The following is a 5694-nucleotide window of genomic DNA, read 5'->3' as shown; positions in this document are numbered from 1 at the left end:
CCATCCCAGAACTTCTTGTTCACGATCACGGCATAGCCGAGGTAACCGTGCTCGGTTATCGTCAAATGCTTCTGGACTTCGTGCATCTTCTGCGTGTACAGATTGGACATCGGGTTCTCGGTACCATCGACGACGCCGGTCTGCAGCGCCTGATAGACCTCGGAGAAGGCCATAACCTGCGGCAGCGAACCCAGTGCGCGCATCTGCTCCTCAAGCACCTTGGACGACTGGATGCGCATCTTCTTGCCCTTGAGATCGGCGGGCACCTTGATCGGCGAGTTCAGCGAGAAGGACTTGAAGCCGTTGTCCCAGTAGGCCAGCCCCTTGATCCCCTTGGGTTCCAGCTTGGCCAAGAGTTGCTGGCCGACCGGGCCGGTGGTGACCTTGTGCAGGTCGTCGGAGTTGTCAAAGATATAGGGCAGGTCAAACACCTCAAACTCCTTGACCCCAAGCGGACCGAACTTGGCCAGCGAGGGCGCCAGCATCTGCACGGCGCCCAGTTGCAGCGCTTCCATTTCTTCCTTGTCCTTGTACAGCGTCGAGTTTCCATAGACCTCGACCTTGACCTTGCCCTTGGTCAACTCGTCCGCCTTCTTGGCGAAGAATTCGGCCGCCTTGCCCTTGGGGGTATCGTTGGCAACGACGTGGCTGAACTTGATGACGATCGGCTGCTGGGCCGAAGCGAGCAGCGGCACCGAAGACAGGACAACGGTCAGTAAGCCGAAAAACAATTTTGAAATTTTCATTTTTTAGGTCTCCTCCATCGAATACGTTAACAAAACCGGGAAACGCCCGATACGCGGATAGTACTATTACAAAAAAATTTCGTGAGAACTATTGTGGAAAACACGTAACAGGTTGCGAATAGGGGAATTGACGCATCGCAGGCCAGGGCGCGCATTCGGTCTTCCCCTGCCGGTTACCGAATGCCGGGAACAGGCAGGTAGGCGGTCCAAAAAAACCTTGCTGATACCCCGAGCTGACTGAAGTTGGGTAAGATGAGGCGCCATGACTGTCGCACTCGCACCCGCAAAGCCGCGCAAATTCCCAACGCTGAAATGGTCTAACTGGTATCTGACCGCCCTCAAGCTGGCCGTCGGGCTGCTAATCGTTCTACTCATCCTCCTGCTCTGGCTGTTGCGCCAGAACGAAGCGGAAGAGCAACGTTCGACGCTGATTGCCGACGTGCTCTGGCTCGAACAAATCCTCAGCTTTCGCCTTGATGGAAACGCTGAACAACTCCAGCAATTGGCCCTCGATCTGTCTAATGAAAAAAACGGAAATGCGCTTTTCAGGTTACGCTCGCAGCACCTGATAAAAAACAGCCCCGAACTTCAACAAATCCTCTGGCTTGATTCGTCAGCACATCTGCTGGACTCGATGCCCACTCAGAATCTTCCCCGTCTTGGAAGTGGTGGCCTGGGAGATGACAAAAAAGCGGATACAAAAGCGCTCACAAAACCGGAACCGAGTGCGGACTCACCGGCGGACATGCAGGTGCGCGCGATTGAACTGACGAGCAAAATGGGCAAACCGGTTTATACCGACGTTTATCAAAGCTCGGGCTCACCCCAGTTTGAGGTATTTTTCCCTCTCTTTGAAAACGGTAAGTTCCGTGGGTCGCTGGTTGGCATTTATTCGCTCAACGCACTGTTGAAGCAACTGGTTCCCTGGTGGTTTACCGAGAAGTATCAGGTACGTATCCTTGATGCCAATGGCACTGTACTGGCCAGCAAATCCAGAGTCAGCGAAGCTACCACAACGTTCAGCTATGCCGTACCTTTCGATCCGCCCGGCTTTGGCATGGCCATCCAGGTAACGGCCTACCGCAGCAGCGGCAACATCGCGCAGACTCTGATTACCGGGCTGATCATCGCGCTGGCCGCAGCGGTGCTGGTCAGCCTGTGGATCATGCGCGGACACATTCAGCGCCGACTTGCTGCGGAACAAGCCTTGCGCTCGGAGTACGCCTTCCGCAAGGCCATGGAGGACTCGCTGACCGTCGGCATGCGCGCACGCGATCTCGAAAGCCGTGTGACTTACACCAATCCGGCTTTCTGCCAGATGGTCGGTTTCAGCGCCGAAGAACTGATCGGCGCGCGGCCACCCATGCCCTATTGGGCGCCCGAGGAACTGGAAAACACCCGGGCGATTCATCAGGCCGTCATTGACGGTAAAGCCCCCCTTGAAGGATTCGAAATCCGGTTGATGCGCAAGGACGGCAGCCGCTTCGACGCGCTGATCTACGAAGCTCCCCTGATTGACGCCGATGGCCGGCACACCGGCTGGATGGCCTCGATCGTCGATGTCACCGCCCGCAAGCACGTCGAAGAGATGGCTCGTCAGCAACAGGAGAAGCTGCAACTCACTTCACGCCTGATCACCATGGGAGAGATGGCGTCGGCCCTGGCGCATGAACTCAACCAGCCGCTCGCCGCCATCACCAGCTACAACGCCGGCTGCCTGAACAAACTGGAATCAGGCCACTTTACCCCAGGCGAACTCAAGGACGCCCTGGGCAAACTCGGGGTTCAGGCGCAACGAGCGGGGAGTATCATCCGCCGCGTGCACGACTTTGTGCGCAAGAGTGAACCCAAACTCGCCCCCTGTGATCTGGCTGAAGTGATTGATGACAGCATCGGCTTTATTGATGCCGCCGCCAGGAGCCTCAACGTACGTATCGTGCGCGTGATCCAGGGAATGCGCCCCGAACTGATGGCCGACGGGGTGATGATCGAGCAAGTGCTGCTCAATCTGATGCGCAATGGAATCGAAGCCATGAGCGACACCGTGCCGGAGAATCGTTGCCTGACGATCAAGCTGAGCCAGATCGACAAGCACATGGAAATCCGCGTTGTCGATCGCGGTCCGGGAATTCTGCCTGAAGTCCAGGAAAAGCTATTTACGCCGTTTTTCACGACCAAGGCCGAAGGGATGGGGATTGGGCTGAACATCTGCCGATCAATCATCGAGTTTCATCACGGCCGCCTATGGGTTGAAGACAACCCTGAAGGCGGGACCGTTTTCGTCTTCACCCTTCCGATCACACGGCCATGAAACAACAGGCGCACATCGTCGACGACGACGAGGCCATCCGTGACTCACTGAGCTGGCTGTTGCAGTCCCGTGGCGTTGCCAACCTCACCTACCCTTCGGCCGAGGACTTCCTTGAAGCCTGGACGCCCGCACTCTCCGGCTGCCTTCTGCTCGACATCCGCATGCAGGGAATGAGCGGCACCGAGTTATTTGAGCAACTGCTCGAACGAGGAAACCGCATGCCGGTGATATTTCTGACCGGGCATGGTGACGTACCGATGGCTGTTTCGACGCTGAAAAGGGGCGCTTTCGATTTTGTCGAAAAACCCTGTAATGACAATGACCTGGTCGATCGCGTGCTCGAAGCCTTGAAACTGGACAAGGCGCGCTGTGCCGCCGCCGCGACAAGCGACTCGGTCAACGCGCAGATCAGCCAGCTCACCGCGCGCGAGCGGCAGGTCATGGCCCTGGTGCTTGCCGGCAAGCTCAACAAGGTCATTGCCGACGAGTTGCAGATCAGCATGCGTACCGTCGAAGTTCATCGTGCCAGTCTCCTTGAGAAAATGGAGGTCAGAACGGCCGTTGAACTGGCACAGAAACTGGCCGCAAGTTCAGGCAAACCTGCGGTCTGAAGCCTTCGGCTCGCGATCAGGTGCTATTGAAAAGGAAGCCGCAGCGTCAAAACACCAACACATGACAGGAGTTCCCATGGAGCAATCACCGCCGCCGAGAAAACATGTCCTTACCCTCCTGATCCCCATCCGCTGGGGCGATATGGATGCCTATGGTCATGTCAACAACACGCTCTACTTCCGTTACATGGAGCAGGTTCGCATCGAATATCTGGAGAGCATCGGCTATTCAGTCCCGAGCGAAAGGGCGGCACCGGTGATCATCAACGCCAGTTGCACCTTCCTGATTCCGCTCACCTATCCGGGAAGTGTCGAGATCAAGATGTTCTTTGGCGCCCCCGGTCGCAGCAGCATTCCATCGAGCTACGAAATGCGCTTGCAGGGCGACGATACGCTCTACGCGACCGGCGATGCAAAAATCGTCTGGATGGAAGCGGCGAGTGGGAAATCTGTACCGATTCCGGAGGATTTCCGGGCGCTGCTGTCCGCTATCAGCGCTTGATCTGTCGGATTCGGTCAATCAGCGATTCAGCGATGAACCGGGAAACCGCAGTCAGACGTGACCGCCGCAACACCTGGTTGGCGTGTGTTTGGCCCTCACACAACCGCGCAAAGCGAGGAGGTTAGCGCCCTTCTCCCTGCGGGAGATGAGCCGGGGATGAGGGCTTACGATATTGGCATCATGCTAGACTGCGCTTTGCAAGGTCGAATCGCGTTCATGAAAGGAGACTTCAAATGAGTATGCTCGGCAATATTCTGTGGTTCATTATGGGGGGTGTGCTGATGGGCCTCGGCTGGTGGCTGATCGGTCTGCTGGCCTTCATCACCCTCATCGGTATCCCCTGGGGCAAGGCCTGTTTCGTGATCGGGCAGTTCGCCTTTCTGCCTTTCGGCAAGGAAGCAGTGAACCGAAAGGATCTGTCAAGGCAGGATGATATCGGCACCGGCTTTCTCGGCCTGCTCGGCAACATCATCTGGTTCCTCGTCGCCGGGGTGTGGCTGGCCATCGGGCATGTACTCTCGGCTGCGGCGTGTTTCGTGACCATCATCGGCATCCCTTTCGGCATCCAGCACCTCAAGCTGGCCCTCATCGCACTGGCGCCGATCGGCAAGACCATTGTCGACAAGGAAGTCGCCGCAGCGGTACGCGGGGAAGGCGCCCAGGCGGCGCTTTCCAGACATCGGGAAGGGAGCTGAGCGCCCCCTGAACGCCGTTTTTGAAAACTTTGCGCTGATCGCCATGAACCTTGCCATTGATATTGTTTCCGATCCGGTTTGCCCCTGGTGTTTCATCGGCAAGCACCGCTTGACGAGTGCCCTTGCACTGGTGCGGGAAAAACATCCTGAAGTCCGCTTTCAGTTCAACTGGCTGCCGTATTTCCTTAATCCCGACACGCCACTACGGGGCGAGCCTTACCGGGCCTTTCTCGAAGCCAAGTTCGGCGGCGCGCAACAGGTCAACACCTTGCAACATGAAGTGGCCGAAGCCGGACGCGATGCCGGTGTAGCCGGTGTGCATTTCAACTTTGAACGCATTGCCATTCGTCCCAACACGATGCGTGCGCACCGCCTGATCTATCGCGCGCAGTCGATCGGTCATCGGCCGGAAGACGTTGATGCGCTGGTCGAGCGTCTCTTCATAGCGCACTTTCAGCACGGCGAGGATATCGGAGCTATCGCGACGCTGGCCGAAATCGCCGCTGAATGCGGAGATCGCAAGGACCACGTGATCGACTATCTGGAAAGTTACGAGGGCACAACGCAAGTCAGGTCGCTGGTGGGCAAGGTCGGCGACCTCGGTGTGAGCGGCGTACCCTTTTTCCTCATCCAGCGCCGTCTAGCGGTAGCCGGGGCACAATCCAGCGTCGTGCTGGCGGCAGCCATCTTGCAGGCCATGAATACACACTGATCCACGGATTGCCTTCGGGCTGATCAGCAATGAAGTAGTCTATCCGGTGACGGTCAATGTCTATCCCGGCCATATGAGCGATCAGGCGACGCTCACAGGAAGCTTGGGGGTTGCTTT

At 57.3% G+C, this 5694-nt stretch carries 6 protein-coding genes; 5 read left to right on the top strand and 1 reads right to left on the bottom strand.

The genetic code is table 11. The features are described from left to right. On the bottom strand, positions 1-746 hold a 746-nt coding region (locus JNM42_RS17395; RefSeq protein WP_294273179.1), incomplete at its 3' end, for a DctP family TRAP transporter solute-binding subunit. A gap of 262 nt (positions 747-1008) precedes the next feature. Between JNM42_RS17395 and JNM42_RS17390 the strand changes: the two genes are divergently transcribed. From JNM42_RS17390 to JNM42_RS17370, 5 genes are all read left to right on the top strand, one after another. Further along, positions 1009-3057: an ATP-binding protein gene (locus JNM42_RS17390; protein ID WP_294273176.1), complete on the top strand. Its 2049-nt coding sequence runs from the start codon at positions 1009-1011 to the stop codon at positions 3055-3057. Next, the gene (locus JNM42_RS17385) at positions 3054-3668 is read left to right on the top strand and encodes a response regulator (RefSeq protein WP_294273175.1); all 615 of its coding nucleotides are present in this window, start codon (positions 3054-3056) and stop codon (positions 3666-3668) included. Before JNM42_RS17390 ends, JNM42_RS17385 begins: the two co-directional genes overlap by 4 nt. A 76-nt stretch (positions 3669-3744) precedes the next feature. Beyond that, a complete protein-coding gene (locus JNM42_RS17380; RefSeq protein WP_294273173.1) occupies positions 3745-4170 on the top strand; it encodes a thioesterase family protein in 426 nt (141 codons plus the stop codon). A 233-nt stretch (positions 4171-4403) separates the two neighbouring features. After that, positions 4404-4865 carry a YccF domain-containing protein gene (locus JNM42_RS17375; RefSeq protein WP_294273172.1) on the top strand — a complete coding sequence of 154 codons (462 nt, stop codon included), beginning with the start codon at positions 4404-4406 and terminating at the stop codon, positions 4863-4865. A 43-nt stretch (positions 4866-4908) separates the two neighbouring features. After that, positions 4909-5577, top strand: a complete 669-nt coding sequence (locus tag JNM42_RS17370; protein ID WP_294273170.1) for a DsbA family oxidoreductase — start codon at positions 4909-4911, stop codon at positions 5575-5577. Positions 5578-5694: the final 117 nt, after the last annotated feature.

It is taken from the genome of Propionivibrio sp., from assembly GCF_016790145.1.
In the GTDB taxonomy this organism is placed as follows: domain Bacteria; phylum Pseudomonadota; class Gammaproteobacteria; order Burkholderiales; family Rhodocyclaceae; genus Propionivibrio.
Note: the sequence above shows the minus strand (reverse complement) of the source record. Positions and strands in the feature narration are given on the sequence as shown.

Excerpts from the sequence above, each read along its gene's own strand:
- JNM42_RS17390 (WP_294273176.1), top strand. The coding sequence starts at position 1,009 with ATGACTGTCGCACTCGCACCCGCAAAGCCGCGCAAATTCCCAACGCTG.
- JNM42_RS17380 (WP_294273173.1), top strand. The coding sequence starts at position 3,745 with ATGGAGCAATCACCGCCGCCGAGAAAACATGTCCTTACCCTCCTGATC.
- JNM42_RS17370 (WP_294273170.1), top strand. The coding sequence starts at position 4,909 with ATGAACCTTGCCATTGATATTGTTTCCGATCCGGTTTGCCCCTGGTGT.
- JNM42_RS17375 (WP_294273172.1), top strand. The coding sequence starts at position 4,404 with ATGAGTATGCTCGGCAATATTCTGTGGTTCATTATGGGGGGTGTGCTG.
- JNM42_RS17385 (WP_294273175.1), top strand. The coding sequence starts at position 3,054 with ATGAAACAACAGGCGCACATCGTCGACGACGACGAGGCCATCCGTGAC.